The following is a 26,393-nucleotide window of genomic DNA, read 5'->3' on the forward strand; positions in this document are numbered from 1 at the left end:
CGAGATCCATGATGTTCCTTTCCTTCACCTTTTGAGCACGAGGGCGGCGGTGAACCCGCCATGCCCGTGGGCCAGCACGAGCGCGGTACGCAGCACGCCGTCGCGGGGCTGACCGAGGACGAGGTCGATGTCGCATCCCGGCGCGAGCCGGGAGGGGCCGACGGTGGCCGGGATGATGCCGTCGCGCAGCGCCAGTAGCGACGTCGCCACGTCGAGGGCGGCGCCGCCGCCGTAAAGCCGGCCGGTCAGCGTCTTGGGCGCGGTGACCGGGACGCCCCGCGGGCCGAACACCGCGGTGATGGCCCGCGCCTCGGCGAGGTCGTCGCCCGGCGTGCCGCAGGCGTCCGCGAACACGACGTCCACCTCGGACGGCGCCGTACCCGCGTCGGCCAGCGCGCGCTCGATCGTGCGGCGCATGGCCGGCGGCCGGTCGGAGCCCGGCGGCGGGTCAAAGCCCGCCGCGTAGCCGGCGATCGCGCCGTAGACCGTGCCGGCGCCGCGTCGCCTGGCGCTCTCGGCGTTCTCCACGATGAGCATGGCGCCGCCCTCGCCAGGCAGGTAGCCGGAGGCCGCCTCGTCGAACGGCAGGTACGCGCGCCCCGGGTCGTCGACAGTGGACAGCCTGCCGCTGGACAGCTGCGCGACCAGGCCGTAGGGGCACAACGAGGCGTCGGTGCCGCCGGTCACCACGATGCGGGACCCCCGCCGGACCAGCCTGCGTGCCTGCCCGAGCGCGTCCAGGCCGCCGGCCTGCTCGCAGCACAGCACTCCGCAGGGGCCGCGCATGCCGTGCCGGATCGACACCTGACCGGTGGTGGCGGCGTAGAACCAGGCGATCGACTGGTAGGCGCCCACCCAGGAGGGGCCCTTGCGGTAGAGCCGCTCCATCTCGTGCTGGCCGAACTCGGTGCCGCCCGACGAACTCGCGGTCACCACCGCCATCTCGTACTCGGGCAGCTCGGAGGGGACCACGCCGGCGTCGGCCAGCGCCGCCTCGGCGGCCACCAGACCCATGTGCGTCCAGTGGTCGGTCTGCGGGATCAGCCGGCCGGGGAGTTGCTCCGCCGCGACGAAGCCGGGCACCTGCCCGGCCAGCCGCACCGGGTAGCCGGTCGCGTCGAACCGGGTGATCCTGCCGATCCCCGACTTGCCGGCCAGCGTGGCCTGCCAGTGCGTCTCGGTCCCGATCCCGGTCGGCGCCACGACCCCGATGCCGGTCACCACCGGGCTGTCCGCCATGTCGGCCACGTTCATCGGCTGCCCTCCTTGACGGCGTCGCCCGAGGCGTGCGGGGCGGGAGTGTGAAGACCGGCCGTCAGCCCGTTGGCGAGGGGGCGGCGGCCGAGCGCGAAGGCGAGCCCGCAGACCGCCGCCACGCCGCCGAGGCCGAGGTAGTACAGCGGCTCGGGGATCACTTCGGCCAGCCGGACCACGCCGCTGCCCAGCCCGCCGCCGAGCCCGGCGAACAGCCACATCAGGCCGAGCGTGCGTCCCATGAAGCCCGGCGGGAGCACCTCGGCGGCCGCCGAGATGATCACCGCGGCGACGATGACCTCGCCGCAGGCGTGGGTGAGGTAGACGATGACCAGCCAGAGGGGCGACACCTTTTCGCCCGACGAGGCGAGCACCGTCGCCAGCGACATGATCAGGAAGCCCGCGCCGACGAGGATGAGCCCGATGGCGAGCTTCACCGGGACGTGGTTCCGGCCGCCGAGCGCCGGCAACACGACGGCGATCAGTGGCGCGAGCAGCAGGATGAACAGTGGCGTCGCCGCCTGCAGCCAGCTCGCCGGGATCTCCATGCCGAGCACCAGGCGGTCCACGTGGTCCCGGGCGAAGAGGTTCAGCAGCGACGCGGCGTGTGCGATGATCATCCAGAAGAGCGTGGAACCCAGGAAGACGGCGAGGAAGGCGCGCAGCCGACGCCGGTCCAGCGCGCCGAGGCCCGGGTTGCGGTAGACCACGATGTAGCACACGATCGGCAGGATCACGCTGAACACGCCGACCAGCCCGATCGCCATGGACACGCTGAGCAGGCCGGCCAGCCCCAGGGCGAGCACCGCCGCCACGACCACGGCAACCGCCAGCCCGATCCGCCGCGCGACGGTGGTGCGCTCACCGGCCGTCAGCGACCGCACCGGCCGGTGCCCCACCTCGCCGAACTGGCCGGCGCCCAACCTGAGCTGGATCGCGGTGGTCAGCATGACCAGCGCGGCCACCAGGAACGCCAGACTCCAGCTGACGCGCTCTCCCAGGTAGCCGACCAGCAGCGGCGCCGCCAGCGCGGAGACCTGCGTCGCGATGTACATGAGCGAGATTCCCGCCTCGCGGCCGCGGCTCCCCCCGAACATCAGGTTGATCATGGCCTGGTGGTTCGGCTTGTACACGGCGCTGCCGACGGCCACCAGCGGCAGGCCGACCGCGGCGGCCCAGCCCGCGGGCACGGCCAGGCACAGGTAGCCGGCCACGCCGACCAGACAGCCGACGACCAGCGCCCGCCGGTTGCCCAGCAACCGGTCACCGAGCCAGCCGCCGAAGATCGACAACATGAACATGAACCCGATCCAGGCGCCGAACAACGTCGCGGCGTCGGTGACCGGCAGGCCGAGGCCGCCGCGCGAGACGGGTGCGGACGCGTACAGCACCAGGATCGCCTGCAGGCCGTAGAAACCGAAACGCTCAAGTGCGTCGCTGGTGAACAAGGTCAGGTACCAGCGAGGCATGGCGCGCAGCGTGATGGCTGTGTCAGAGGTCCTCATCGCGCCCCGCCGCCCGAGGGGACGCCGCCGGCCTGGACGCCGGCAGGCGCCGATACTCTCAGCTCGTACATGCAGGCCCTTCTTTCAGCTTGACCCGAGCAACACCCTCTTGCGTACGGCACCCGACTCGAATCTCCCTTGCGTTGCGGGCAGCGATCCGTTCAGCGGCTGGTACGGAGGCATGCGGCGGGCGAGGCGAGCGCGCGGGAAAAGCGCATCGAGGGGTTCCGCGCGCGGACACGGCGCCATCAACAACATCGGCAGCGGCGCCGCTGCCCTCCGGCCTGGGCAGCGGCATCTACGGCGCCACCGAAGCCGCCCTCGAATCCGGACAGGCCGTCGCCCTCAAGCGCCTCGCCGACCCCGCCACCAGACCCGCGAACTCCCCGGCCCGCGTGCAGAGAAGACGAAGTCCGCCCGGCAGAGCTCTCCTGGTGGTCGTGGGGGCGAGCGGCGAACAGGTCAGAGCGGGCGGTCGTCGGCGATGCCGTAGCGGGCGACGCGGCCGTCGGCCAGCACCGCCATTCCGCCGCAGACGCGCAGCAGACCGTCGTCCATCGTGCGGGAGCTGGCCATCACCATCCGCTCCTCGCCCAGGGCGGCTGTCAGCTCCCACAGGTTCGCCCGTTCCTCCGGGGACAGCCCGCCGGGCAGTTCGTCGATCACCAGCAGGCGGGGGTCGGTGATCAGTGCCGTGGCGATGGCGACCCGCCTGAGCAGTTCGCCGGTGAAGTCCGCCATGCTCCTGTGCGCGACCTCGGTCAGTCCTACGAGCTCCGACACCTCGGAGATGCGCCGCCGCCGGAGGGCCCGGTCGGTCAGGCCTCTGGACATGCCGACGTAGTTCAGGTACTCGGGCACGGTCAGGTCGGGGTACTGCCCCGGAACCTCCGGCACGTACCCGACCATCTGCTGTCCCGGGTCCCGGCCGGCGGGGCCCACGAGTTCCCTGCCGTCGAGCTCGACCTTCCCGCTGGTCGGGCAGACGAGCCCGGCGAGGATGCGCAGGAGTGTGCTCTTCCCGGCTCCGGCGGCGCCGAAGAGGCCGAACACGCCGCCGGAAGCACTGAGCTCCACTCCGGCCAGCGCCTGTACCTGCCCCTGGAACACCTTCGTCAGGCTGCGGATCTCGATGCTCACGCTGAACTCTCCAAGACACAGCGGGTGGGGACTAAGGGATCAAGAGTGGGGTACCCCTGAGGGATTTCCCTGAAGCTCCCGGGCCGCCGCCTGGACGAACCTGACGGCATCCGTTCGATCTGCGCTTGGGAGTAGTTCATGTCGGACACCACGGTCGCGGCGATCGACACCGCGACGCCCGCGGCGGGCCCGCCAGCGTGGGTCAGGGCGCTGACCCTGACGGAGCGCGCCGCGGCGGGAGCACCCGAGGCGGCGAGCGAGGCCGGCGACCTGGCGCACAGGCGGCTGCAGCGCTGGAAGCGGGCCCACGGCCTGGCCGACGGACCGGCGTTCGCGGCTCGCCTGGCGGCGTTACCCGACGGCTGCGGGAGCGAGGCCTCGCTGCTGGCGCTGCTGGCCGAGCCTCCCGAGCGGTTGAGCGCCAGGGTGGGCACCGTCCCTGACTGGAGCAGGACTCTCGACCGCGTGCTGTCCAGCGAACGCCGTGGCCCGACCGCGCCGGAGGCCGACTGGCGGCAGGGCATGGCGGCGATCGTCGAGCCGTTCGCCGAGGACGCGCTCCGGCGCCTGGAGCCGGACATCCCCCGGGAGCACTTCGACGCGCTGCGCTCCGACATCGCCGCCGCGCTGAACGTCGCGCTGCTCGGCCTGGCCACGCGGACGCTGGTGCTGGAGCTCAACGTGCTGCGCGTGGAGGGACGGCTCACCGGGGACACGCCCGAAGCGCGGTTCGCGTCCTTCGTCGCGTACTTCACCGCTCCCGAGGGGCGGCGCGCGCTGCTCACCGAGTACCAGGTGCTCGGACGGCTGCTCTCGCAGCGGGCCGACCAGACCGTGACCGCGGTGAGGGAGCTGCTGCGGCGCTGGGCCGCGGACCGGGAGGCCGTCGTCGCCGCCCTCTTCGGCGCGGCCGATCCCGGCCCGCTCACCGGGCTGACACTCAACGACGGCGACACCCATCAGGGCGGCCGGGCGGTGGCGATCCTCGGCTTCGCCTCAGGCGCGCGGCTGGTGTACAAGCCGCGTTCCGTCATCGTGCACGCCCGGTTCGCAACGCTGCTGCGCTGGTTCGACGAGCGGGCGGGGCGGATGGGCCTGCGCGTCCCCGAGGTCGTGGAGCGCGAGGGGTACGGCTGGATCGCGTTCGTGGACGCCGCCCCATGCCACTCCCTGGAGGAGGTGGACGGTTACTACCGGCGGCTCGGCGCGCTTCTGGCGCTGTTGCACACCATCGAGGCGGCGGACTTCCACTTCGAGAACCTCATCGCCCACGGCGACCAGCCGGTCCTCATCGACCTGGAGGCGCTGTTCCACCCGCAGCCCGCCCGTCCCGTCGTGCTGGAGGAGGGCGAGGACCCCGCGCTGACCGCGCTGAACTCGTCGGTCACCCGGGTGGGGGTGCTTCCCATGCTCCTGTCGGGCGAGGGCGGCGAGCTGGACCTCGGCGGGCTGGGCGGCGACGCGGGGGCGATGTACCCCTTCGCCCTGCCGACGCTGGAGGACGGCGGTACCGACACGATGCGGATGGTGCGGCGGCGGACGGCGCTCGGCGGCGGCAGCAACAAGCCGACGCTCGACGGTGTCCCCGCCGAGCCGGCGCGCCACGTCGACCAGCTCGTGCTCGGCTTCCGTACCGGATACGACGTGATCCTGCGCCACCGCGAGGAGTTCGCGGCGGCGGGTGGCCCGCTCACCGCCTTCGCCGAGGTGGAGGTGCGCGCCGTGCTGCGCGCCACCCACGTGTACGGCACGCTCCTCGACGAGGGCTCCCATCCCGACCTGATGCGCGACGCCCTGAACCGGGACCGGCACCTGGACTTCCTCTGGTCGGCGTCGTCGGCCGAGGACTCGCTGCTGCGGGTGGTGCCCTACGAGCAGGCCGATCTGTGGGCGGGCGACATCCCGCTGTTCACCGGCCGTCCGGGCTCCCGCGACCTGTGGGACAGCCGCGGCGAGCGGATCCCCGGCTTCTTCCCGGCCAGCCCCCTCGACCGGGTCCACGCCAAGCTCGCCGGCATGGGCGCGGCCGATCGGGCGCGGCAGGAATGGATCATCCGCGCGACCCTGGCGACGAGACCCGCCGTCACAGGCACGGCCTCCCGCGCGGAACCCGCCTACCGGCTGGTCCCGCAGGAGACTGCGGAACGCTGCCTGGAGCAGGCCGTACGGATCGGTGACCGGCTGACCGAGCTGGCGATCCGCGACGGCGAGCGGGTGTCGTGGCTGGGGCTGCAGCCGGTCGGGGAGGCGGGCTGGCGGGTCTCGCCGCTCAAGACCGACCTCTACGGCGGCCACACCGGCATCGCGGTCTTCCTTGCCAGGCTGGGCGCGGTCACCGGCGAGCGCCGCTTCGTCGACCTGGCGCGGCGGGCGTTCTGGATGATCCCTCCGCTGCTCGACCGCTACCCGCTCATGCCGGCCGAGCAGCGCGGGCAACTGTTCGGCCTGGGCGGGTTCAGCGGGATGCCGGGGCTGGCCTACGGGTTGCTCCACGTCGCCTCCTGCGCCGGCGCGGACGCCGTCCCGTCCGTGGTGAAGGCCGTCGAGCACGTCGGCGGGCTCCTGGACGAGGACGTCCCGGACCCGCTGGACATCCTCGGCGGCAGCGCGGGCACGATCGGCGCCCTGCTCGCCGTCCACGCCCACACCGGTTCGGACCGGGCGCTGGACGTCGCCATCGCGTGCGGCCGGCGGCTGGTGGACCGCGCCGCGTCCCAGGAACACGGCGTGGCCTGGCCCGCCGTCGGGGCGAGCCGGCCGCTGTCGGGCTTCTCGCACGGGGCCGCGGGGGTCGGCTGGGCGCTGATCAGGCTCGGCGCGGTGACGGGCCAGGACCGGTTCACCGAGGCGGGGCTCGGCGCGTTCGCCTACGAACGCGCCGACTACAGCCCCCAACTGCGCAACTGGCCCGACCACCGGGTGGAACGGAGCGACGGCGCCGACACGTTCGTCCCGCACATGTACGCCTGGTGCCACGGCGCGCCCGGCATCGGTCTGGCCAGGGCCGGCGTGCTGGACCTCCACGACGACCCCGCCCTCCGCGCCGACCTGGACCTGGCGCTGGCGGCGACCGTACGGGGCGGGCTGTCGCTGCGCGGCCACAGCCTCTGCCACGGCGTCTTCGGCAACGCCGACCTGTTGCTGCTGGCCGAGGAGCGCGGGGCCCGCCTCGCCCCGCAAGCCCGGAGCGCGCTGCTGCGTGCCGTGGACTCCCTCGACCGTGACGGCCCGGTGTGCGGCACGCCGGGAGAGATCGAGACGCCGTCGCTCATGACGGGCCTGGCCGGGATCGGCTACGGCCTGCTGCGGCTGGCCTCGCCCGAGACCGTCCCCTCCGTGCTCCTCTTCGAGCCGCCGAAGCGGGTGACGACGTGAACCGGATCCGCTTGGCCGTCATGGCGATGCTCGCGATGGTGCGCCGCCGCACCCGGCGTGTCCCCCTGCGCCAGCAGCTCACGGCGACGGAGTGCGGGATCGCCTGCCTGGCCATGATCGCCAGCTACTTCGGACGTCACACCATGATGGCCGAGTGCCGCACCTTCCTCTCCGCGGGACGGGACGGCCTGTCGGTCGGCCGCCTCATGGACGCGGCGGCCCGGCTCGGCCTGGCCGCGGACGTCGAGCAGGTGGCACCGGCGGACCTCCCCGACGGCCCGCTGATGCTGTTCTGGCGGGGTCGCCACTTCGTGGTGCTGGAGCGGCGCACCCGCCGGTGGGTCCGGATCGCCGATCCCAGCGGCGGACGCCGGCGGCTGACCCACGCCGAGTTCGCCGAGGAGTACAGCGGGATCTGCCTGACCCTGCGCCCCGAGCCGGGCTTCCGGCCTCGGCCGGGCCGCGCCCGCGACTGGCCGATCCCCCGCTACCTGCGTGAGGTGCTGGCCGTGCCGGGGACCCGGGTGCCGATGGCCGGCATCCTGCTGGCGTCGGCCGCGCTGCAGGGCGTCGGGCTCGCCCTGCCCCTCGCCACCGCGTACGTCGTCGACACGCTGCTGCCGCAACGCCAGGCGAGCCTCGTGCCGCTGCTGGCCCTCGGGGTCGCGGTGACCGCCGTGACGCACGCCGGCGCGGCGCTGATGCGGGGCTGGGTGGCGGTCACCCTGCGCACCCGGGCCAACGCCACGCTCACCCGCGGCTTCATGGCGCATCTCCTGCGGCTGCCCCTGCTGTTCTTCCTCCAGCGGTCCCGGGGCGACCTCCTGATGCGGCTGGCCAGCGTGATGAGCGCGCGCGAGGTGCTGACCGGTCAGCTCTTCATGATCGTGCTCGACGCCTCGATGCTCACCTTCTACCTGGTCGGCCTGGCCGTGATGGCCCCCGCGTACCTGGCGCTGACCCTCCTGCTCGGCCTGGTCCAGGTCGGCCTGATCGTCGTCACGTACGGCGGGCAGGGCAGGCTGGCCAAGCGCGAGCTGTACGCCATGTCGGAGGAGCAGGGCTACCTGGTCGAGACGCTGGACGCGGTGCTGCCGCTGAAGGCGAACGGCGCGGAGACCCGGGCGCTGCGTCACTGGGGCACCCTGTTCGAACGGCACCAGGTCGCCAGCCTCAGGCGGGGCCGCTCCTCGGCCGTGGTCGAGGCGGCGCTGAGCATGATGCGGGTCCTGTCGCCGCTGGCCATGCTGGTGCTCGGCGTGAGCCTCGTGCTGGACGGCACGATGACCGCGGGCGCGATGCTGGCCGCCAACGCCGTCGCGGTGGCGGTCCTGACCCCGCTCGGCTCCCTCGCCACGGCGGGCCAGTCCCTGCAGTCGGTGAGGGCGCAGGTGGAGCGCATGCACGACGTGCTCGACTCCGAGCAGGAGCCGGTCGGCCGGACGAGCCTCCCCGGCAGCGGGCCGATCGGCGTGGAACTGTCCCAGGTCACGTTCGGCTACGACCCGGAGAGCACCCGCGTGCTCCAGGACATCTCGCTCAGGATGCGGCCGGGGTGCAAGATCGGCGTGGCCGGCCGTACCGGATCGGGCAAGAGCACCCTGGCGCTGATGGTCCTGGGCCTGCTGCGCCCCGACAGCGGCGAGATCCGCCTGTCCGGGGTCCCCCTGGACGAGCTCGACCTGCACGAGCTCCGGGCGAGCTGCGGCGCGGTGCTCCAGCACCTGTCGCTGTTCGACGGGTCCATCTCCGACAACATCACCATGGGCAGCCGGGACGCCTCGCAGGCCGACGTGGAGTACGCGGCCGAGGTGGCCGGACTGCACGACGACGTCCAGCGGATGCCCATGCGCTACGCGACACGGGTCGGCGAGGGCGGCATGGCCCTGTCGGCCGGGCAGCGCCAGCGGGTGGCGCTCGCCCGGGCCCTGGTTCACCGCCCCCGGCTGCTCATCCTCGACGAGGCGACCAGCCATCTGGATCCGGCCACCGAGCGCAGGGTGGACGCGGCGCTCAACCGGCTGCAGGTGACCCGGCTGGTCATCTCCCACCGCCTGTCCGCCATCGAGAACGCCGACGAGATCGTGGTGCTCGACGCCGGGCGCATCGCCGAGCGCGGCACCCACGCTGAGCTGCTCGAACTCGGCGGCCACTACGCCGCCATGTTCGGCCCCCTGACCTCCGGAGAGACCGCGACCGCCGCCGAGCGGCTGCCCGGCCTCGTCCGGAAGTGACGCCGCGCCACGGCGCGGCACCCCCCATAACCGCACGACCCATCGAAAGGAAGTGAAATCCAACATGGACCGCGACCTGATCCGCGCCTGGAAGGACGAGGATCACCGCGAGGACCTGCTCGGGATCAGCCACCCGGCGGGCGACATCGACCTGAGCACGGCCGCCGGTGCGAGCAACACCTGGTGGATCACCAGCACCCCCGCCTGCACCTTCGTCACCGTCATCTTCGGCACGTTCAAGAAGGCCGAGTAACACTCCCCTCCCACAGGAAGGAACCCCCCCACATGAACCACGACCTGATCCGCGCCTGGAAGGACGAGGACCACCGCGAGAGCCTGGCCGGGGTGGCCCACCCCGCGGGCGACATCGACCTCAGCTCCGCCTCCGGCGGCGAGGGGCAGACCACGAGCTTCCCGTGCCTCGTGGCGCTGTCGCTGCTCCTGCGCTGCTTCCCCGGGCAGCCCCAGGCTGCCCAGCTGTGACGCCGATGAACGAGATCCGCGCCTGGAAGGATGAGGACTATCGGGAGATCTTTCCCGATCTGATCCACCCGTCCGGACAGGTCGACCTCAGGTCGATCAGCGCCGCGGACGGGAACTCGTTCAACCTCACCAGGATCCTCTCCTGGTGGTTCTGCGGCCCGGTCGGGACCGAGCACCCCAACGTCCCTGCTGAGTAGCCGTCTCGTGGCCCGCCCGGTCCTGGCACCGGGCGGGCCACCGCCATTGCTCGGCCCCGCGAGGGGGCCGGGCCGCCCGGCGGACCCCACCACGGAGGAACGTCGCGGCATGCGTGCCTAGTTTGATCGTCATGACACGTCTAGGTTGGGACAAGATCCCGAATCTCGGATGGTGACCATGCACGATCCTTCGCTCAAGCTGATCGGGCGCGCTGCCGAACTGGGGCGTCTCGCCGCCGCCGTCGGTGATGTGGCAGCTGGGCGGTTCCGCGCCGTATCGATCACCGGGAGCCCCGGCATCGGCAAGACACGGCTCCTGGCCGAGCTGGGGCGGCACGCCGGTGAACGCGGCTTCACCGTCATGACCGGCAGGGCCACGGAGTTCGAGAGGTGCTTCCCGTTCGCCGTCTACGTCGAGGCGCTGACCCCGTGGTCTCAGCCCGATCCGGGCGACGCGGAGGCGAGGGCGGCGCTGGAGGCGCTCGTGTCGATCTCCCGAGGAGACCGCGAGTCCGAGGCGCGCATCGACCGCTACCGGCTGTATCGCGGCATCAGCCGCTTACTCGAAACGGCGCCCGGCTCGATCGCCCTGCTCCTGGACGACCTGCACTGGGCCGACCAACCCTCTTTGGAGCTCACCGAGTACCTGCTGCGCAAGCCGCCGCGCGGCGGCCTGCTGGTCGCGGTGGCGCATCGGCCGGCGCCGCTGCCCATCGGCGTGGTCGCCGCCCTGCCGCAGGCGGACGACCAGGCCATTTTCCTGGACCTGCAACCGTTGGAGGAGAAGGACCTCGCGGAGTTCTTCCCCGGCGCCGCCCCGCATCGGCGGCGGCTGCTGCACCGGGCCAGCGCCGGCAACCCGCTCTACCTGAACGCGCTCGCCGACGCCAGCGAACCCGTCCTGGCCGGGCTGACCGGCGGCGAATACCCCGCCGGCGGGCCGCGGGCGCTGCAGGCGCTGTTGCTGGCCGAGCTCAACGTCCTGCCCGGCGAGCTACGGCAGGTCGCTCAGGCACTGGCCGTCGCCGGTGATCAGGCCTCCCTCGACCTGGTGGCCTGGATAGCCGAGACCGGCGAGGAGGACGCCGCCGACGCCCTGGACCGGCTCTGCGCCCACGGCGCCGTGATCCCCACCGACGCGTTCTTCGCCTTCCGGCACCCGCTGCTGCGCGCGGCCGTCTACCGCGAGGCGGGCATGGGCTGGCGCACGCGGGCGCACGAGCGCGCCGCCGCCTACCTCGACGCCCACCGCGGGCCCGTCACCCTGCTCGCGCATCACGTCCAGCGGTCGGCCCGGCAGGGCGACGAGCGAGCAGCCGACATCCTGCACGACGCCGCGGCGGGACTGCTCGACTTCGCGCCGGCCACAGCGTCCCGCCTGCTGCGCACCGCGCTGCGCGTCCTCCCCGCCCGGGAGGACCTGACCTCCCGGAGGATGGACATGCTCCTGGCGCTCGCCCGGGCGGTCGCCTCGCTGGGCGAGCTGGCCGAGAGCCGGGAGATCCTGGAGGAGGTGCTGCTGGGCCCGGACCCCACATCCGTGGAGGCCGCGGGATTCGCCTCCGTCCTGTCCCGCCTGATGGGCGACCTGGACGCGGCCAAGCATCTGCTGACCAGGGCGCTGAGCCGGTCCTCCCAGGCTGCGGCCATCCTGGCCGAGCTGGCTGCGATCGACTCGCTGCGGCTCGACAGCGCCGAGGCGTGGCGGTACGGCCTGGCGGCCCTGGACCAGGCCGGCGAGCTGGACGATCAGGTGCTGGTCGCGGCGGCGCACAGCCTGCTCGCGCTCAACGCGGCACAGCAGGCGCGAGCCGGCGACGCCCACACCCACGCCGAGCAGGCCGCTCGGCTCGTGGACAGCGCCACCGACTCGGAGCTGCGCCCGCACGCCGGGCTGCTCGCGCCGCTGGCGCTGGTCGAGGCACAGCTCAACCTACGGGATCGAGCCGCCCGGCACCTCGCCAAGGGGCTGGAGCTCGTCGGCTACCAGGGGCTCAATCACGGCTTCCCCTTCCTGCGCATTGTGGAGGTCGTGCTGCTCACCCGCGAGGGACGGCTTTGCGCGGCCGTCGCCGCCGCCGAGGAAGCGGCCGAACTCGCCGCCTTCCCCAACAGCCAGGAACTGACCGTGACCCTGCGGGCCGCCGCGCTGCCCGCGCTGCTGTGGCTGCACGGCCCGCAAACCGCCCTCGCCGCGGCCGACGAGCTGATCGCTCACGGGCTGCCCAGGTCGGCATGGTGGTCGGAGCTGACGCGGCTGAACCTCGCCACCGTGAACTTCCACGCCGGCAGGGTGGACGCCTGCCTCGCCCAGCTCACCGCCGGCCCCTGGTCGCCGATGACGGCGGTCGGCGCGGGAATCTACCGGCAGGCACTGCACGCGATCTCCGCGGCCCGGTTCAACGACCTGCACAGCGCCCTGCTCCTGTCCGACCTCGGCCTCGCCGACGCCAAGGGCGCGGGGCTGGACCATCAGCTCGGCGCGGCGCACGAAGCGCGGGCCGAGGTCCTGCTCCAGTACGGCGAGCTGGAGGAGGCCCTGCCGCACGCCTCGGCGGCGGCCGCCTACTTCGCCGACGCGAAGGCACCGATCGACGAAGGCCGAGCCCGTCAGCTCCTCGCGACCCTGCACTCCCGAAACGGTGACGCCACGGCGATGCGGGAAGAGCTGGCACGGGCCAAGGCCCGCTACACCGAGTGTTCGGCCGCCTGGCTGGAGAGGCAACTCGCCAGAACGGAACTGCGCATGGCGGCGACCCTCACCAGGCGGACCCAGGAGCCGGCGGGGCTCAGCAGCCGTGAACAGCAGATCGCCGAGCTGGCCGGTTCCGGCCTCACCAACCGCGAGATCGCCCAGCGGCTCTACCTGAGCCCCAAGACGGTCGAGGCCCACCTGGCCCGCATCTTCGTCAAACTGGACGTGCGTTCGCGGGTCGAGCTGGCGCGCAGGCTGGCGGAGGGAACCTCGCTGGAGCACTCGCCGTAGACGAGCGGCACGCAACGGCGTGAGCGGACTGCCCGTATCGGGACGGACCAATGGTGGCCCGGTTGTGTGAGCAGGCCGGGATCCCGCCCGAGCCGTCGCAGCTGACCGCCTCCTTCGGGGAGCGGAGCAAGGAGGCGCCGCACATGCCCGGCGAGGTCAGCGGTGGCTCACTGACTGCTTGGCCTCCTGACCGTTCGGCCCGACTTCCCTCGGCGTCCGCGCCGTGGTCAGCCACAGGCCGGTGAACACGGCGCAGGCCAGCGTCACGGCGCCCGCTGCGAGGAAGGCGCTGTTGAGGCCGGATTCGAAGGAGGCGCCGCCGGACTCCCGCGTGTGGACGACCGCCCCGAGCAGTGCCACGCCGAGCACGGCGCCGATCTGCCGGGTGGTGCTGCTGACGCCCGAGGCGAGGCCGCCCTCCTGCGGGCTGACCGCCTGGATGGCGGCCCCGGTCAGCGGCGACATGGTGAGAGCGAACCCGACGCCGACGACCGCCAGCCGCCACCACACGTTCCCGTAGCCGGTATCGGCCTGGACGAAGCCCAGCGCCAGCAGCCCCACCCCGGCCAGCGCCAGGCCGACGCCGACGACGACGCGGAAGCCGTACCTGGCCGCGAACCGGCCCGCGTACGGGCTGACGATCACCATGGCCAGCGAGGTGGGCAGGGTCCGCAGCCCGGCGACCAGGATCGACGTGCCCTGGACGTAGACGAAGAACTGGGAGAAGAAGAACGACGACCCCATCAGCGCGAACCCGACCACGACCATCGCCGTGTTGGACACCGTGAACAGCCGCTGACGGAACAGCCGCAGCGGCAGCATCGGCGTCGACACACGACCCTCGACCACGACGAACGCGGCCAGGAGCACCAGCCCTGCGGCGAAGCTGCCCAGGATCACCGGCGAGGTCCAGCCTCGGGAGCCGCCCTCGATCAGGCCGTAGGTCACAGCGCCCACGCCTGCGACGGACAGGACCGTGCCGGGGACGTCGATCGGCGGCGCGCTCGGGTTACGTGACTCCCCCAGCACGCGCAGCCCGGCCAGCAGCAGGACCACCCCGATGGGCACGTTGACGAGGAAGATGGCGGGCCAGCCGAAGGACTCCACCAGGATTCCGCCCGCGAGCGGTCCGGCGGCCAGGCCGAGGCCGCTGAACCCGGCCCACAACCCGATCGCTCTGACGCGCTCCCTCGGAGCGGGATACGCGGCGGCGAGCAGCGCCAGCGAGGCGGGACTCAGCGCCGCGGCCCCGACGCCCTGCAGCACCCGCCCGGCGATCAGCCAGCCGATCGAGGGTGCGAGCGAACACACCACCGACGCGGCCGTGAACACCACCACCCCGGCCAGGAACACCCGCCTGCGGCCGAACCGGTCGGCGAAGACGCCGCCCGACAGCAGCAGCATGGCCACCAGCAGCACGTAGGCGTCGACGATCCACTGCAGGCCGGTCAGCCCGGTGTGGAGCCGCTCCTGCATGTCGGGCAGGGCAGCGCCGACGATCGTGTTGTCGAGCAGCACCATGAACTGACCTGCGCAGGTCAGGGTGAGCAACGCTTTCACACACATCCCCCCTAAAAGCAGTCAGCGACTGCGTTAAAAGGAGACTCTAACGCAAGTCCCGACTGCGTTAAGGTGGGGGTGTGGATGAGCAGGGGCGGGCCAGGCGGCCCGGCGGGCGCAGCGCGCGGGTCCGCGCCGCAGTGCACCAGGCCGTTACCGACCTGGTCAGCGAGCGCGGCTACGGCAACTTCACCATCGGCGAGGTCGCGGCCCGCGCGGGCGTGGCCGACACCAGCCTCTACCGCCGGTGGGGCAACCTCCAAGCCCTGCTCAGCGACGTGCTGCTGACCCGGCTCAACGCGCAGGCGCCGATGCCTGACACCGGCAGCCTGGCCGGCGACCTGCGCACCTACGCAGGCATCGTGGCCCGCGAGGTCACCGGACCCGACGGCCTGGCGTTGGTGCGGCTCGCCATCGCGCTGTCGGGCGAGGGTCAACAGGGCATTCAGGCGCGCGACGAGCTCCTCGCCGACCGCACCAGGCAGTTGCAGGCCATGCTCGACCGCGCCCGCGACCGAGGCGAGAACCCTCCCGACGCGCTGGAGGTGCTGGACCATCTCCTGGCGCCGATCTACATGCGCGTCCTGTTCGACGCGGGCCCGCTCACCCCTGACTACCTCGACGGGCTGGTCGACCGGCTGCTCGCCTGATCCAGTCCGTCGCGGGCGCGCGACCGCTCTGCGCGGTCACCCACCCCGAGGACCGCCGTACAGCTGCTCGGCCTGGTCGGACTCACCCAACGCCTGCGCGCGCTCGGGAGGATGGTGTGGCCGCTGACGAGGCGGAGGATGATGAAGCCGAACAGGACGTCCTGGGCGACTTCCGCGTCGACGTCGGCGCGTGGTTCACCTCGTTGCGCTCCACGCCGCCGCATCTGGATCAGCTCGCGGCGCCTCTCCAGGAAGCGGTGCGCCGCCGCCTTCGGGTGCGCAACAGCCCTTCGATGATGTGAACCGCCTCCCTCACCCCGCACGGGATGAAGTGGGAGAACAACGCCATCGTAGGCCGGTCAGCCTGGCCTCGGCGCAGAACATCTCGGTCAGTTCCGGAAAGCGAGGTTGGCCAGGACGGTCAGATCATCGGTGTGCTCGGTGTCCAGGACGCGCTCGCACGGTTCCGGCGCCGTCCGCTTTGCGGCGCTCAGGTGGAACTGCTTTCTTTCACCACGAGCTCCCCCGTATCCCGTCTGTCGCGGTCAACCACTCACCCACCGCGGGCCGGCTTCCAACACCAGCATGAAACGCGCCAGTATCCGGCCACGCCACTGTCGACTGCGGCGATGTACCTTTTCGCGATTGGGCAGGCGAGGTAGCCTTGGGTTCTTCAGCCGCAACTTTCCTGCGGACAATCCGTGCAGTTGTTCGGTGATGCTCCAGCCGCAATAGGCCCCTGATGAGGCGATGGCCGTGACCGCGTGGAGCCTGCCTACCTCGACACGGCAGCCTGTCCGTGCATCGCTTTCGGAAGGGATTTCTCACCGAGATCCAGCAGCCGGTGGGAGGCCGCTTTCTGGACGCTTTCTGATTGATCTGCGGGAGCTCATGTCGGGCACATCACGCTGAAGCCGTGACGGGCTTCGCCGATCACGAAATGTCACATCCGATGAATGTCGCTCGGCCGTCCAGTACCGGTTGCCTGCCGTTTCACCAGGGGCACTCGTGTGCCCTCATCGTGGTCACAACGCGCGCTGATCTCGGCACGCGCAACCAAGGAAGAGGTACTGTCTTGCGCTTATCGTTCCGCAAGGTCATGGCGCCGATCGGCGCCCTCGTGCTCGTGTTCGCCGCCACAACGGTCCCCGCTCAGGCCGGCCCCTTGGCTGACGGCGTCCCCGTCGAGCACCCGGCCTCCTACGTCGACCCGTTCATCGGGACGGCGGGCGGCGGCACCACCTGGCCAGGGTCCGTCCTGCCTTTCGGAATGATCGCCTGGAGTCCCACCAGCACGACCGGCGACCAGACCAACACCGGCGCCGCCGGCGGCTACAGCTACAACACCACCCGGGTACGCGGTTTCAGCCTCACCCACGTCAACGGCACCGGCTGTCATCCCGGCGCGGCGGGTGACGTGCCGATCATGCCCTTCACCGGCGAGATCACCACCTCTCCCACGGCCGACACCCGCGATCTGATCTACGCGAGCGACTTCTCCCACGACCAGGAGAAGGCGACCCCCGGCCGGTACACCGTCACGCTCGCCTCGGGGGTGACCACCGATCTGGCGGTCACCCGAAGGGCCGGGGTCGCCGAGTTCGCCTTCCCCTCGGACAAGCCGGCCAAGCTGCTGTTCCGTACGTCCAACTCGCTCAACGGCAGCGAGGACGCGGAGATCCACATCGACGCCGCGCAGCGCCGGGTCACCGGTTCGGTGCTGACGGGCTCCTTCTGCGGGCGGCGCGCCAACGGCGGCGAGAACAATCGCAAGAGTTACTACCGTCTCTACTTCGCCGCCGACTTCGACAAGCCCATCACCGAGACCGGCACGTGGCACGACGCGACGGTCACGCCGGGCGGCACCGACGCGACCGGCGGCGAGGGGTACGCCACCGGGGCCGCGCGGGCGGGCCGGGGCTCGGGCGGCTGGATCGGGTTCGACACCTCCACCGGCCCCACCGTACGGATGCGTGTCGGCATCTCCTACGTCGGCGTCGCCGGAGCCCAGGCCAACCTCGACGCGGAGTTGCGCCGCTCCTCCACCGTGGAGAAGGTGGCCACCGCCGGGTTCCACGCCTGGGACAAAGCGCTCAAGGCGGTCAGGATCAGTGGCGGCAGCGAGGCACAGCGCAGCGTCTTCTACACCGCGCTCTACCACTCGTTGCTGCAGCCCAACCTGATGAGCGACGTGGACGGCAGCTACCTCGGCATGGACCGCAAGGTGCACCAAGTCAGGACAGGGCAGAATGCGCAGTACAGCAACTTCTCCGGGTGGGACCAGTACCACGCGCAGATCCAACTGCTCGCCCTGCTCGAACCCGGCGTGGCCGGCGACTTCGCGCAGTCGCTGTACAACTACGCCGGCCAGAACGGCGGCGTCTGGGATCGCTGGGTGCACGTCAACGGCGCCACACACGTCATGACGGGTGACCCCTCGGCCATCACGCTGGCCACGTTCTACGCGATGGGCGTGCGCAACTTCGACGCCGTGGGCGCCTTCGACTCTCTGATCCGCCAGGCCACGGTGCCGCATCCCGACGGGCTCTCCGACGCCGGATGCCCTGGCCAATGTGTCGGGGCCCGCCCGAATCTCGCCCAGTACCTCGGATCACACTATTCGGCCCAGGACGTCTGTCACTGCTGGGGCGGAGCCGCCGAAACCCTGGAGCAGTCGATCGCCGACTCCTCCCTGGCCTCCTGGGCCGAGTTGCTCGGTCGTGAGGACCTGCAGCGGGAGTTCGCGGCGCGTGCCTCCTACTGGAGGAACACCTTCAACCCCGCCGCCACACCGGGCGGCGGGTACGCACAGGCCAGGCGCTTGGACGGCGGCTGGGTCACCCCGTTCAGCCCCGCGACCGGCACCGGGTTCGCCCAGGGGACCAGCGCGACCTACACCTGGCTGGTGCCGCAGGACGTCTCCGGGCTCGCCGAGGCGATGGGCGGAAGGGAACGTGCGGCGGCGCGCCTGGACGATTTCTTCCACAAGCCCGACGGCAGCTGGTCGCTGAGGGGTGGAGATCCGCTCCGTTACGATTCCACCAACGAGCCCGGCCTCCACGCCCCGTGGCTCTACAACGCCCTCGGACAGCCGTGGAAGACCCAGCAGACAGTTCGGCAGATCCTGGACACCGTCTATACGACCGGGCCGAGCGGGCTGCCCGGTAACGACGACCTCGGCACGATGTCGGCCTGGTACGTCCTGGGCGCCCTCGGACTGTTCCCCCAGACCCCCGGCCGCGCCGAGATGCTGCTGTCCGCTCCGCTGTTCCCATCGGCGATCGTCCATCGTCAGGGCAGCCGCCGCCCGCTCATCATCGCGGCCCCGGAGGCCTCGACCAGCCACCGCTACATCGCCGGAGCCGGCGTCAACGCACAGCCCTACGACCGCAGCTGGGTCGACGGCTCGCTGATCCGGGACGGCGGCGTGATCTCCTTCAAGCTGACCTCAGCCCCTGACCTGAGGTGGGGCACATCACCGCAATCGCTTCCCGTCGACCACGGCAAACCGGACGGCGGCCAGTAGGGCCGCGCATGGACCGGTCTGCAGGCCATCGTTGACGCTGCCGCCTCCCCTGGCGGGGGGCTGATGACCTGGCGGCCGACGGCCTACCGGTCCTGCGTACCAGGTGATCGGCTGGACCGGCGGACGACGCGTGCTCTCCACGAAGCGGGACTGAACCGCTCGGCTACAGACACGCGTCAGTGTTCGCAGATCAGGCGTCTGAAGGCCTCGACAGCGTGACACGGCCGGGCCTGCTCTCCTTCGGCTGTGCGAGCTTGCTCCGGACGACGAGAGCCATCCCGGCCAGCGTGAGCCCCATGCCGGCGAGCTGTGTCGGCGCGGGCGCACCGGCGAGCTGCAGCAACGCCGAGCTGACGCCCACCAGTGGTGGCACGGCGAGGCCGAGTAGGGCGGAGTAGGACGGCCCGCCGGTCAGCAGGATGCGGTGCTGCAGGAGGTAGGCGGGCACGTAGACCACGACGCCGAGAACGACGAGCATGCCCAGCGCCGCCCAGCTGACCCGCTCGCCCGCCGCGATGTCCGCCGCCGCCCACGCGCCGAGCGGGATCGTCCCCACGGCGAAGATCGGCAGGATGCGCGGCGCCATCGGCCCCTGGTAGCCGCGGCTCGTCCGGCTGAAGTACAAGCCGTAGAAGGCCATGGAGAACATCGCCGCGAGCGCGACGAGCGACCCGAGCGCGACGTCGGCGCCGACCGTGCCCGCCAGCCGGGGGATCATGTAGAGCACGGCGCCGGCGACCGCGATGGCCGTTCCGGCGATGGTGCGCGGCGGGGGCCAGGTGCGCAGCAGGACGCTCTCGGCGATCAGGACCACGGCCGGGGTGAGCGAGAGGGCCAGCGCGGGCAGCGCCGGTCCGGCGAGGCTGATCGCGACGGTCGAGAGCACCGTGTACGCGGTCACACCCGTCAGCGCGAGCAGCACGACCTGCCACCACCGGTACCTCGCCTCCTTGGTGTCCTTCGTGACCGGTGCGGCGCCGGCGGGCGACCACCAGGTGAGCGCGAGCAGGCCCAGGACGGTGAAGCCGGTCCGGCCTGCTGACACGATCGCGGTGCTCGCATCGCGCAGGGAAGCCTCGACGATCAGCCAGGTCGAGGCCAGCAGGACGACCAGCGCGACGGACTGCCAGATCAACCGCCCTCTGCCACCGTGCCCGCTCACCGCGCGACGGTCTCGTAGACGGCGCAGGTGCCTTCCACCATCCGCGCGGCCGTGTACAGCTCCTGGTACCGGTCGCGCGCGCGGCCGGCCATGCCCGCGCCACGGTCCTCCCGTGCCAGGACGCTGAGCGCGGCTCCCGCCAGGGCGTGCGGGTCGTCAGGAGCGACCAGCAGACCGTCCGTCTCGTGCCGGACCAGCTCCGGGATTCCGCCCACCGCCGCCGACACGATCGGGATCCCGGAAGCCATCGCCTCCAGGACGACGAGGCTGGCCGCGTCGCCCCGTGACGGCGCCAGGAGCACGTCCGCGCCGATCTCCGCGGTCAGGGCGCCCGACACGCTGCCGTAGAAGCGCACGTGCTCGGCGATCCCGAGGGCGGAGACCAGCCTGCGGAGGAGGGTCTCGTCGGGCCCCGTCCCCACGAGGTGCAGCTTCGCGCCAGGCAGGTGGCCGAGCATGAGCTCGAACGCGAGGATCGCGACGTCCACGCCCTTCTCGGGCGACAGGCGGCCGCAGTACAGCACCTGCGGTCCGGAGGCCGGCTCCAGCCTGAAGCTCGACGCGGTGGGGACGTCGACGCCGTTCGGCACGTAGTGGACGCGGCCCGCGTCCCCGAGGAACTTGCCGATGGCTCTCTGGGCGAACTCGGCGACGGCGATGACCGGGACTTCCGCGCCCGTGGCCACGGCGGCCTGGAGGAACGGGTCGACCGGGTTGTACATGTGCTGCGTGTACAGCAGCGGCGTCCCGATCGTGGTGGAGAGCTCCTTGCCGCGGAAGCCGGCGTGCATCAAGTGGGCGTGGATCAGGTTCGGCCGCCAGGCGGCGCCCGTTTCGAAGAGGGCGGCGGGGTCGTCGGACTCCCCCGGCACCGGCAGCAGGGTCGGGTCGACGAAGACGTCGGCGCCCGCCCTGCGGCAGTGCTCGGTCAGGACGCCGTCGCTTCCGGCTACCACGCCGACCTTCAATCCGCGGGCGATCTGGTGGGTCACCTGGGTGGCGACGTGGCTGACCGTTCCACCGGTCGTGGGGCCGCACTGCACCAGATGCATGACGCGCATGTGTTGCGTCCTTTCCTGACGGGCCGTTCGGGCTGAGGGCGCGAAGCGCGCGCCGGCGTGGCCCTCTCACCGGCGCGCGCGTGGGTATGCCTGGTGGTCAGCTGCCTTCGACGGAACGGGCCATCACGGCGTTGCCCGCGGTGAGGCCGCCGTCGACGGTCAGGACCGACCCGGTGATCCAGCCGGCGCTGTCGGAGGCCAGGAAGCAGATCGACGTCGCGACGTCGTCCGGCTCCCCGACCCGCCCCAGCGGGTACCACTGCTTGAGCGCCTCGAAGGTGGCCGGGTTCTTGGCGATCTGCTCGTCCCACGCCGGGGTGCGGATGGTCCCGGGGCTGACGGCGTTCACCCGGATGCCGTGCCCGCCGTACTCCACGGCCAGCGAGCGGGTCAGCGAGACGATCGCCGCCTTGGCAGCGCTGTAGGAGGGGTGACCGAAGAAGGCGAAGGCGTTCACCGAGACGACGTTCACGATCACGCCGTCACCGCGGGCCATCATGGCGGGCAGTGCCGCCTGCGCGCAGCGCACCGCGCCTTTGACGATCACGTCGAGGTCGGTGTCCCAGAGGAGTTGCGGAGCCTCGTGGAAGCGGGGCGGCACTGGGCAGGCCACGATGGCGTTGTTGACCAGCACGTCCACGGGGGCGCCCAACTGCTGCCCGGCCGTGGCGAACCCCGCCGCCACGCTTTCGGTGTGCGTGACGTCCAGCCGCAGGCCGATCGCCCTGCCGCCATCCGCGGTGATCTCCCTGGCGAGGCCGACCGCGCCGCACTCGTCGATGTCGGTGACGGCCACCGACGCGCCCGAGGCCGCCAGCCGCCGTGCCGTCACCCGGCCGACGCCCCCGGCTGCGCCGGTCACCAGCGCCACCCTTCCCCTCAGGTCGAACCGGTCCTGGCGCCCGCTCACGCCGCTCGGGTCGAACTCGTCCTGACGGCCGCTCATGCCGGCTCCACCTGCCCGTTGTCGAAGTAGGCCCGCAGTGATTCCTCCAGTTCGGGCACGCGCAGGAGGGCACCGCCGTCCCGCAGCGACCGGGTGGCCAGGTCACCGGCGGCCACCGCCGTCCGCGCGTCCACCGGCGAGGTGTCGGTGGGCCCGCCCTCACGAACGAACCGGACGAACTCCTCGATCACCTTCGCGTCCGCCCCTCCATGCCCGTCGACCTGCCCGGGGATGCGGAACTCGGCGTCCCCGGCCGGGTCGTAGTCGCGCCGGCCGGTGTTCCACAGGCGGATCGTGCCCCCCGGCTCGTCACCGAAGTTCTCCAGCCGCCCGGCGTCGCCGATCACCGTGAAGGAGCGCCAGTAGTCAGGGGTGTAGTGGCACTGCTGGTAAGCGGCGAGCACCCCGTTGTCCAGGCGCAGGTTGAGCAGCGCGAGATCCTCGACGTCGATCACCGGGTTGAGCCCGCGCTGCCTCGACGGCGGCCACTGCTCCTTGCTCAGCCAGTTCTCCGGCTTGGGCGCCCCCGCCTCGCGCCGCGGCAGGTCACCGTAGACGGTCAGCCCGCCCATCGCCTGCACCGCCTCGGTGGAGCCCCCGACGATCCAGTGCATGGCGTCGAGGTCGTGGCAGGCCTTCTGCAGCAGCAGACTGTTGACCTTGGACCGCTCGGCGTGCCAGTCCTTGAAGAAGTAGTCGCCGCCGTGGCCCACGAAGTGGCGGATCCAGACCGCCTTGGGGGTGCCGATCTGTCCCTCGCGCACGAGCCGGCGCATCAGACGTACCACTCCCATGTGCCGCATGTTGTGCCCGACGTACAGGCGGGAGCCTGACTCCCTGGCGGCGCGCAGCACGGCGTCGGCGTCGGCCACCGTCGTCGCCATCGGTTTCTCCAGGTAGACGGCCTTGCCGGCGCTCAGCGCGTCGATGGCGACCCGGGCGTGGGTGTGGTCGGGGGTGGCCACCAGCACCGCGTCGATGTCGTCGCGGTCCAGCACGCGGCGGTAGTCGGTCTCGGCGGCGTTCGTGCCGAAGAAGCGGGCCTCTGTGCGGAGGGTGGCCTCGTCCAGATCGCAGACCGCGGTGACACGCGATCCGCGGCCTGGTTCGCGGTGGGCGGCGACGGCGAGGCTGCGCCTGAGTCCCAGTCCGATGGCGGCGATTCGGAGATCATCCATGCTCTGTCGGGCTCCATCACGTTGAGTCGTCGAGCTGTGTTCCCCGCACCACGCTGTGCGGCCGGACGGCACTCGCGGGGCCGTTGTCATGAAGATGCCCAATATTGCACGCAAAGACAAGGCTTGAAGCTGTTTTGCGCACTCGTACACTCTTTCGCGTCGACGCTCGCGTGCCGGCGACGCCTCGTCCCATCGGGTCCGGAGTTCCAAGGCGGCTGCGAGGTCTCCGGTAGGCGGTTCGTCCTGCTCGGCCAACCACCTGCCGGTGACCTCCCTCGTCGCCGGACTACGGCCGTCTCCCAGCCGTCAGCCCGATGTCTTCAGCCGCGCGCCGCGAGCAGATGGTCCATGGCGAGTTGGTCGAGGCGTTCGAAGGCCATCCCGCGTTCCACGGCGGCCTGCACATCGAACTCCTCGTAGGCGGTGCGGTCCGCGAGAAACCCCGCCAGGGTCTCGTGCTCGCCCAGCGTCGTCTGCGCCAGTTCGTCCAGGCGCGAGGCACGCAGGGCCTCCTGAACCTCCGGATCGGCGCGGAAGGCCGCGGCCCGCTCCTTGAGGATGAGGTAGTTGCGCATGCACCCGGCGGCCGAGGCCCACACCCCGTCGAGGTCCTCGGTCCGCGGCGGTTTGAAGTCGAAATGGCGGGGACCGTCGTAGCCGCCGGTCTCCAGCAGGTCCACCAGCCAGAAGGCGGCCCGCAGGTCACCGGCGCCGAAGCGCAGGTCCTGGTCGTACTTGATGCCGTTCTGGCCGTTGAGATCGATGTGGAAGAGCTTGCCCGCCCACAGTGCCTGAGCGATGCCGTGCGGGAAGTTCAGGCCGGCCATCTGCTCGTGGCCGACCTCGGGGTTGACGCCGTAGAGTTCGGGCCGTTCCAGGCGCTCGATGAAGGCGAGCGCGTGTCCGATGGTCGGCAGGAGGATGTCGCCGCGCGGCTCGTTCGGCTTCGGCTCGATCGCGAAACGCAGATCGTAGCCCTGCTCCAGGACATACGCGCCCAGCAGGTCGAAGGCCTCCTTCATCCGGTCCAGGGCGGTGCGGACGTCCTTGGCGGCGCCGGACTCCGCGCCTTCACGGCCTCCCCAGGCGACGTACGTCTTCGCGCCCAGCTCGGCGGCGAGGTCGATGTTGCGGATGGTCTTGCGCAGCGCGAAGCGGCGTACGTCGCGGTCGTTGGCGGTGAAGCCCCCGTCCTTGAAGACGGGGTGGGTGAAGAGGTTCGTCGTGGCCATCGGGACGGTCATGCCGGTGGCGTCCAGGGCCTGCCGGAACCGCTTGACGCGCTCTTCGCGCTCTGCTTCCGAGGCGCCGAACGGGATCAGGTCGTCGTCGTGGAACGTCACGCCGTAGGCGCCGAGGTCGGCGAGCCGTCTGACGGACTCGGCGGGATCGAGCGCCGGCCGGGTGGCGTCGCCGAAGGGATCCCTTCCCTGCCAGCCGACCGTCCACAGTCCGAAGCTGAATCTGTCCTCCGGGGTGGGGGTGTGACTCATCATGCCTCCCTCAGGGGGTGGGTCTATTTGTCATGGCGCTTAACAAATTAGTATCTTAAGGCGCCCCGGGGAACCCCTGACGCATCCGCATCCCGGGATCCGCGCAAGGAGACGAGGGCGAAGAGATGTCAGCAGCCGTGCCCGTCCATGAAGGGCCACTGGTCATCGGAGTGGACAGCTCCACGCAATCGACGAAGGCGCTGGTCGTCGACGTCGCGACCGGCGCAGTGGTGGCGCGAGGGCAGGCCCCTCACACGGTGAGCGGCGGAGCAGCGGGCGACGGCAAGGAGAGCGACCCCGAGCAGTGGTGGGCGGCGCTCCGGGAGGCGCTCGCGCAGTGCGAACCGTACGCCCCACAGGCGGCCGCCATCTCCATCGGCGGCCAGCAGCACGGACTCGTCACGCTGGACCGCTCCGGTCTGCCGGTACGGCCCGCGCTGCTGTGGAACGACGTCCGCTCCGCACCTCAGCGTGACCGGCTCATCGGCGAACTGGGCGGCTTCCAGGCGTGGGCGGAGCGAACCGGCAGCGTCCCCGCGCCGTCCTTCACGGTCACGAAATGGGCCTGGCTTCGGGAGAACGAGCCGGAAGCCGCCCGTGCCACGGCGGCTGTGCGCCTCCCCCACGACTACCTGACGGAACGGCTCACCGGGCAGGGCGTGACAGACCGAGGCGACGCCTCGGGCACCGGCTGGTGGGCGTCCGCGTCAGAAGCCTACGACGAGGAGATCCTGGCGCATGTAGGGCTCTCCCCCGACCTGCTGCCGCGAGTACTGCCGCACGGCGCAGCAGCCGGAACCGTACAGAACCTTCCCGACCTGCCCGTGGCCGCCGGCGCCCTGGTCGCCGCCGGCACCGGCGACAACATGGCGGCAGCCCTCGGGCTCGGCCTGCGACCAGGCCGGCCGGTCCTCAGTCTCGGCACCTCCGGCACCGTCTACGCCGTCTCAGCCCGCAGACCTGCCGACCCCACAGGCGTCGTCGCGGGGTTCGCGGACGCCCGCGACGCGTGGTTGCCGCTCGCCTGCACCCTCAACTGCACGCTGGCCGTCGACAGGATCGCCGGTCTCCTCGGCCGCGACCGCGAGGCGGTCGAACAGGGCGGCTCGACGGTCCTGCTTCCCTTCCTGGACGGCGAGCGCACTCCCGACCTCCCGCTGGCCTCCGGCCTGCTGTACGGACTCCGCCACGGCACGACGCCCGGACAGGTGCTGCAGGCCGCGTACGACGGCGCCGTCTTCGCCCTGCTCACAGCACTGGACCGGGTCCTCGACGAGGACGCCGCGCCAGATGCCCCCATCCTGCTCATCGGAGGCGGCGCCAGGGGAACGGCGTGGCGTGAAACGGTCCGCAGGCTGAGCGGACGCCCCGTGCGCGTGCCGAGCGCCGGGGACCTGGTCGCCCTCGGCGCCGCCGCACAGGCGGCAGGGCTGCTGCTGGGTGAGGACCCGGCAGCGGTGGCACGCGGCTGGGCCACCACGGAAGGCCCCCTGTACGAGCCGGTCCAGCGTGACGACGCGGCGCTGCACCGCATCAGGCAGGTCATGTCAGGGGCGCAGGAGTTGCTCGGGCGTGGCTGAGCCTGCGGGCGGCGTAGCCTGACACCCGGCGGTTCCCGCCCGGCGCCGAAGGGTCCCGGATCT

Annotated in this window: 19 protein-coding genes; 9 read left to right on the top strand and 10 right to left on the bottom strand. The window is 71.7% G+C overall.

Annotated elements, in window-relative coordinates:
* Positions 1 to 24: 24 nt before the first annotated feature.
* The 3 genes from BMX74_RS05735 to BMX74_RS05745 form a co-directional block, all read right to left on the bottom strand.
* Positions 25 to 1,254 carry a ketosynthase chain-length factor gene (locus tag BMX74_RS05735; protein WP_256256785.1) on the bottom strand — a complete coding sequence of 410 codons (1,230 nt, stop codon included), beginning with the start codon at positions 1,252 to 1,254 and terminating at the stop codon, positions 25 to 27.
* Complete coding sequence (locus BMX74_RS05740; protein WP_256256786.1) at positions 1,251 to 2,723, bottom strand: peptide MFS transporter; 1,473 nt, start codon at positions 2,721 to 2,723, stop codon at positions 1,251 to 1,253. Before BMX74_RS05740 ends, BMX74_RS05735 begins: the two co-directional genes overlap by 4 nt.
* 498 nt (positions 2,724 to 3,221) lie before the next feature.
* Positions 3,222 to 3,899: an ATP-binding cassette domain-containing protein gene (locus tag BMX74_RS05745; protein WP_055501945.1), complete on the bottom strand. Its 678-nt coding sequence runs from the start codon at positions 3,897 to 3,899 to the stop codon at positions 3,222 to 3,224.
* A gap of 138 nt (positions 3,900 to 4,037) precedes the next feature.
* Between BMX74_RS05745 and BMX74_RS05750 the strand changes: the two genes are divergently transcribed.
* The 6 genes from BMX74_RS05750 to BMX74_RS05775 all read left to right on the top strand — a co-directional run bounded on the left by BMX74_RS05750 (position 4,038) and on the right by BMX74_RS05775 (position 13,174).
* A complete protein-coding gene (locus BMX74_RS05750) occupies positions 4,038 to 7,274 on the top strand; it encodes a type 2 lanthipeptide synthetase LanM family protein (protein WP_091098770.1) in 3,237 nt (1,078 codons plus the stop codon).
* A complete protein-coding gene (locus tag BMX74_RS05755; protein WP_091098772.1) occupies positions 7,271 to 9,508 on the top strand; it encodes a peptidase domain-containing ABC transporter in 2,238 nt (745 codons plus the stop codon). Before BMX74_RS05750 ends, BMX74_RS05755 begins: the two co-directional genes overlap by 4 nt.
* Positions 9,509 to 9,560: 52 nt before the next feature.
* Positions 9,561 to 9,761, top strand: a complete 201-nt coding sequence (locus BMX74_RS05760) for a hypothetical protein (protein WP_143078564.1) — start codon at positions 9,561 to 9,563, stop codon at positions 9,759 to 9,761.
* Between the two features lie 32 nt (positions 9,762 to 9,793).
* On the top strand, positions 9,794 to 9,991 hold the full coding sequence (locus BMX74_RS05765) for a mersacidin/lichenicidin family type 2 lantibiotic (protein WP_055501949.1): 198 nt from the start codon (positions 9,794 to 9,796) through the stop codon (positions 9,989 to 9,991).
* Positions 9,988 to 10,188, top strand: a complete 201-nt coding sequence (locus BMX74_RS05770; RefSeq protein ID WP_218153887.1) for a hypothetical protein — start codon at positions 9,988 to 9,990, stop codon at positions 10,186 to 10,188. Before BMX74_RS05765 ends, BMX74_RS05770 begins: the two co-directional genes overlap by 4 nt.
* A gap of 178 nt (positions 10,189 to 10,366) precedes the next feature.
* A complete protein-coding gene (locus BMX74_RS05775) occupies positions 10,367 to 13,174 on the top strand; it encodes an ATP-binding protein (protein WP_177227243.1) in 2,808 nt (935 codons plus the stop codon).
* 156 nt (positions 13,175 to 13,330) lie between these two features.
* Here BMX74_RS05775 and BMX74_RS05780 read toward each other — a convergent pair whose 3' ends face one another.
* Positions 13,331 to 14,734: an MFS transporter gene (locus BMX74_RS05780; protein ID WP_201784451.1), complete on the bottom strand. Its 1,404-nt coding sequence runs from the start codon at positions 14,732 to 14,734 to the stop codon at positions 13,331 to 13,333.
* 80 nt (positions 14,735 to 14,814) lie between these two features.
* Here BMX74_RS05780 and BMX74_RS05785 point away from each other — a divergent pair, with 80 nt between their 5' ends.
* Complete coding sequence (locus BMX74_RS05785; RefSeq protein ID WP_055501953.1) at positions 14,815 to 15,384, top strand: TetR/AcrR family transcriptional regulator; 570 nt, start codon at positions 14,815 to 14,817, stop codon at positions 15,382 to 15,384.
* Here BMX74_RS05785 and BMX74_RS46590 read toward each other — a convergent pair.
* Positions 15,348 to 15,608, bottom strand: a complete 261-nt coding sequence (locus BMX74_RS46590) for a TetR family transcriptional regulator C-terminal domain-containing protein (RefSeq protein WP_082534708.1) — start codon at positions 15,606 to 15,608, stop codon at positions 15,348 to 15,350. The genes BMX74_RS05785 and BMX74_RS46590 overlap by 37 nt on opposite strands.
* 851 nt (positions 15,609 to 16,459) lie before the next feature.
* Between BMX74_RS46590 and BMX74_RS05795 the strand changes: the two genes are divergently transcribed.
* Positions 16,460 to 18,910, top strand: a complete 2,451-nt coding sequence (locus BMX74_RS05795; RefSeq protein WP_256256788.1) for a GH92 family glycosyl hydrolase — start codon at positions 16,460 to 16,462, stop codon at positions 18,908 to 18,910.
* 190 nt (positions 18,911 to 19,100) lie between these two features.
* Here the strand turns inward: BMX74_RS05795 and BMX74_RS05800 are convergent, their stop codons facing one another.
* From BMX74_RS05800 to xylA, 5 genes are all read right to left on the bottom strand, one after another.
* Positions 19,101 to 20,072 (bottom strand): DMT family transporter, encoded by a 972-nt coding sequence (locus BMX74_RS05800; RefSeq protein ID WP_177227246.1) that lies wholly within the window; start codon positions 20,070 to 20,072, stop codon positions 19,101 to 19,103.
* A complete protein-coding gene (locus BMX74_RS05805) occupies positions 20,069 to 21,133 on the bottom strand; it encodes a glycosyltransferase family 4 protein (RefSeq protein WP_091098781.1) in 1,065 nt (354 codons plus the stop codon). Before BMX74_RS05805 ends, BMX74_RS05800 begins: the two co-directional genes overlap by 4 nt.
* A gap of 97 nt (positions 21,134 to 21,230) precedes the next feature.
* Positions 21,231 to 22,079 carry an SDR family NAD(P)-dependent oxidoreductase gene (locus BMX74_RS05810; RefSeq protein ID WP_091098783.1) on the bottom strand — a complete coding sequence of 283 codons (849 nt, stop codon included), beginning with the start codon at positions 22,077 to 22,079 and terminating at the stop codon, positions 21,231 to 21,233.
* The gene (locus BMX74_RS05815; protein ID WP_091098785.1) at positions 22,076 to 23,257 is read right to left on the bottom strand and encodes a Gfo/Idh/MocA family protein; all 1,182 of its coding nucleotides are present in this window, start codon (positions 23,255 to 23,257) and stop codon (positions 22,076 to 22,078) included. The genes BMX74_RS05810 and BMX74_RS05815 overlap by 4 nt, the downstream gene beginning before the upstream one ends.
* Before the next feature lie 320 nt (positions 23,258 to 23,577).
* Positions 23,578 to 24,753 carry a xylose isomerase gene (gene xylA / locus BMX74_RS05820; RefSeq protein WP_201784452.1) on the bottom strand — a complete coding sequence of 392 codons (1,176 nt, stop codon included), beginning with the start codon at positions 24,751 to 24,753 and terminating at the stop codon, positions 23,578 to 23,580.
* A gap of 122 nt (positions 24,754 to 24,875) precedes the next feature.
* Here xylA and xylB point away from each other — a divergent pair, with 122 nt between their 5' ends.
* Entirely contained in the window at positions 24,876 to 26,330 is a 1,455-nt protein-coding gene (xylB, locus tag BMX74_RS05825; RefSeq protein ID WP_091098788.1) for a xylulokinase, read from the top strand.
* The last annotated feature ends 63 nt before the right edge of the window (positions 26,331 to 26,393 follow it).

This window comes from Nonomuraea pusilla, assembly GCF_900109355.1.
GTDB classification, from domain to species: domain Bacteria; phylum Actinomycetota; class Actinomycetes; order Streptosporangiales; family Streptosporangiaceae; genus Nonomuraea; species Nonomuraea pusilla.

Coding starts and splice junctions, on each gene's coding strand:
- BMX74_RS05735 (WP_256256785.1), bottom strand. CDS start 1,254: ATGAACGTGGCCGACATGGCGGACAGCCCGGTGGTGACCGGCATCGGG.
- BMX74_RS05740 (WP_256256786.1), bottom strand. CDS start 2,723: ATGCCTCGCTGGTACCTGACCTTGTTCACCAGCGACGCACTTGAGCGT.
- BMX74_RS05750 (WP_091098770.1), top strand. CDS start 4,038: ATGTCGGACACCACGGTCGCGGCGATCGACACCGCGACGCCCGCGGCG.
- BMX74_RS05765 (WP_055501949.1), top strand. CDS start 9,794: ATGAACCACGACCTGATCCGCGCCTGGAAGGACGAGGACCACCGCGAG.
- BMX74_RS05775 (WP_177227243.1), top strand. CDS start 10,367: ATGCACGATCCTTCGCTCAAGCTGATCGGGCGCGCTGCCGAACTGGGG.
- BMX74_RS46590 (WP_082534708.1), bottom strand. CDS start 15,608: ATGCGGCGGCGTGGAGCGCAACGAGGTGAACCACGCGCCGACGTCGAC.
- BMX74_RS05805 (WP_091098781.1), bottom strand. CDS start 21,133: ATGCGCGTCATGCATCTGGTGCAGTGCGGCCCCACGACCGGTGGAACG.
- BMX74_RS05810 (WP_091098783.1), bottom strand. CDS start 22,079: ATGAGCGGCCGTCAGGACGAGTTCGACCCGAGCGGCGTGAGCGGGCGC.
- BMX74_RS05815 (WP_091098785.1), bottom strand. CDS start 23,257: ATGGATGATCTCCGAATCGCCGCCATCGGACTGGGACTCAGGCGCAGC.
- xylA (WP_201784452.1), bottom strand. CDS start 24,753: ATGATGAGTCACACCCCCACCCCGGAGGACAGATTCAGCTTCGGACTG.
- xylB (WP_091098788.1), top strand. CDS start 24,876: ATGTCAGCAGCCGTGCCCGTCCATGAAGGGCCACTGGTCATCGGAGTG.